We start from the raw sequence: 1634 nt of genomic DNA, 5'->3' as shown, positions 1-1634 counted from the left end.
CGCTCTTTCTTTGTCTGCGTCTAACGCTTTGGCTCAAGAAGCACCAATAACGGTAACCGATGAAAACTACTCGCTTGCAATGCACGACCTAGCAATGGGCGTAGAAGCGGCTAACGGCGCTGTACAAAACTGGAACCACCATCGTTCACCTATCGCACTTGATGCGCAACCTGCACCAATGATGAACCGCGATACGCTTTATTCTTTCGTAATGGCAGACACACGTTCTGACATTAAAGTGATGGTTCCTGAACTAAATGGTCGTTACCTATCCGTTCACGTAATTAACCAAATTCACGACACGGCGTTTGTATTCTACGGAGCAGGCGAGCACATCATCAAAGCAGATAGCACGTCAGATTACGTAAATGCTTTCGCTCGTATTCAAGTTGATGCATCTAACCCAGAAGACGTTGCAGCAGCGAATGCAATTCAAGACCAACTAAAGTTTGAATACGTTGACGCAAGCTACGAGCCAATCCCATTTGAAGTGTCTAACTGGGATATGGAAACTTTCATGCCAATCCACCAGAAGTGGATCGCAATCGCTCAAAGTGAAGGTATTGCAAATGCAATGTCTGATCTACAAGCTGGTATCGTGGTAGACCAAGACGCACGTAACCGTGGCGTAGCTATCTCTACAGGTCTTCTACCAGATGCACACGCAAGCTACAAAGTGGCTGAGTACAACATCGATAAGAACGAATGTTACACGGCGACATACGAAACTCCGTCAATCACAGACACTGAGTTAGGTTTCTTCTCTATCACTATGTACGACGAAAACCAGTACCTAGCGACAGACGAGTACTCGACAACGTCTAACCGAGATATTAAGTTCAACGAAGATGGAACCTTCACTATCCATTACGGCAATGCTGAAACAGGCTCTTGTGGTGAAGTAGACAATCTATTACACGTTCCTACGGACAACATTTCAATCAACATGCGTATATACCTACCAAATATGGATAAAATTGACGCTTACACATTGCCAGAATTAAATAAAATCTAATCACCGTTTCTCGGGTACACAGAATATCTGGCCATCGCGGCCAAATAAAATCATCAAATAAACCATTATAAAAATTTGCACAAGGACGTGCCTTCGCTATGCGGCCTTATAAGCACACCACGCCAGTAGCAATAAGGGTATTTACGTCAATTTTCTATCAAGATAGATATATTTTAAATAAGACAAGCTGACTCAGTCAGCACAATAAAACATCCACGGAATTACTGCACAAGGATGTGCCTTTATACAAACATACGAATTCTTAAAGGCACATATTATGAAAAGCAACAAAACTCTTTTAGCTCTTAGCATTGCAGCATTGACTCTTTCTAGCAACGCATTCGCAGCAGACTCACAAGTTCACGACGCTGACCCTCGCAACACAGCATGGCGTGGCGGCATCGCAACTGACCACAACGGTGAAATCAAACTGGTTGCCGGTGGCGGTTTTAACAACCTATACGGCAATGGCGAATACCAAACACAAACCATCATGATTGGTGAGTACTTCACCCAATCTGAGAACATTCGCTTTCGTTTGGCTAATTTTGATGAGCGCTTCGGTGGCGTTTACCTTGATACAAATTTAACTGACGCGTCAAACCTTTACACCGCGGGC

The 1634-nt window shown here is 43.9% G+C and carries 1 protein-coding gene and 1 pseudogene; both read left to right on the top strand.

Annotation, left to right across the window (positions count from 1 at the left end):
- On the top strand, positions 1-1015 hold a 1015-nt coding region (locus KP803_RS21715; RefSeq protein ID WP_248010941.1), incomplete at its 5' end, for a DUF1254 domain-containing protein.
- Positions 1016-1292: 277 nt separating this feature from the next.
- Positions 1293-1634: pseudogene (locus KP803_RS21710) on the top strand (hypothetical protein); the annotation flags it as partial.

This window comes from Vibrio amylolyticus (genome assembly GCF_023145695.1).
GTDB lineage: Bacteria > Pseudomonadota > Gammaproteobacteria > Enterobacterales > Vibrionaceae > Vibrio > Vibrio amylolyticus.
The sequence above is the reverse complement of the archived record's forward strand: the minus strand, read 5'-3'. Positions and strand labels throughout refer to the sequence as shown.